A 1072-nucleotide genomic window follows, 5' to 3' on the forward strand; every position below is an offset into this window, starting at 1 on the left:
CAGCGGCTATGCAATATAGCTATGCTGAAAACGTTACCAGCTTTGAATCCGCTTTAGCAAAAGTACAAAGTTACCAGACTCAAGACAAGCTGTGGCAACAAGTTCAGCAAATATCTGAATTGAATATTCAGCAAAGTCGGTTATGGCAGAATCCAAGTATAAGTTTAGAACAGTCTGGCTTTGGCTCAGGTCAAGAACAGGAATTCAATGTTGGCGTTAGTCAACCTCTAGATCTATTTGGTCAGCGTAAGCTGAACCGGGTGATTGCCAATACCTCGAATCAACAAATCCAATTGCAACAGCAATTATGGAAGGCACAAAGCCAACTGATTGTTAAATTTGCATGGTCGCAATTTGCACTTGCTGAGGTTGAGCAGTCTGCTTATTCAGTACAGTTAAAAACAAGTAAAGCCAATCTGGACAGTGCCCAGAAACGCTATCAGGCAGGCAGTATTGCCCTGGTTGATTTTGAGCGTACCCAAATTGAAGCGCTAGAAATCCAACGACTTTATCAGCAAGCGATGCTGAATAAACAAGCTGCCGGTCGTCAGCTGTCTAATTTGTGGGGGGGAGAAACATCTTCACATCTTCAATTGAATAAAACCGCTATCCCTTGGCCAGAGCAAAGTCTCCAAACTGTGCAACGGTATATTGCTGAAGGGTGGCTAGAAAAATTCTATGCCTTGAACATTCAGCAATCGGATCATCAAATTGAAAATTTAAGAATTCAGGCACGTCCCAATCCGACTTTAAATGTAGGCATGAAACGTAGCAAAACCCCTAATGAAAGCAACGATACGACTTTGGCAATCGGCGTGGCTATTCCACTGAATATTTTCAACCGCCAGCAATATGCGATCCCGATGGTCCAGCAACAGCAAATATTGCTGAACCAACAGCAGCAGCGTGAGCTGAAGCAACAAATACTCAATATTGCCAACAGCATGCATCAGCTCAAAGGTTTACGTAGCCAGTTCGATGCCACAACAGCACAAGTTACTTTGGCGACCAAAGTTCAGAGCCGTACTTTACAAGGGTTTCAGGCAGGGAAACTGTCCATTACCGACGTTCA

General features: G+C 43.8%; 1 protein-coding gene. It reads left to right on the forward strand.

The window, feature by feature from the left end:
* Window positions 1–1072, forward strand: a 1072-nt coding sequence (locus tag FTU54_RS15130) for a TolC family protein (protein WP_218949516.1), incomplete at both ends; no start/stop codon positions are given.

The sequence above is a fragment of the Acinetobacter sp. YH12116 genome, from assembly GCF_013418895.1.
In the GTDB taxonomy this organism is placed as follows: Bacteria; Pseudomonadota; Gammaproteobacteria; order Pseudomonadales; family Moraxellaceae; genus Acinetobacter; species Acinetobacter indicus.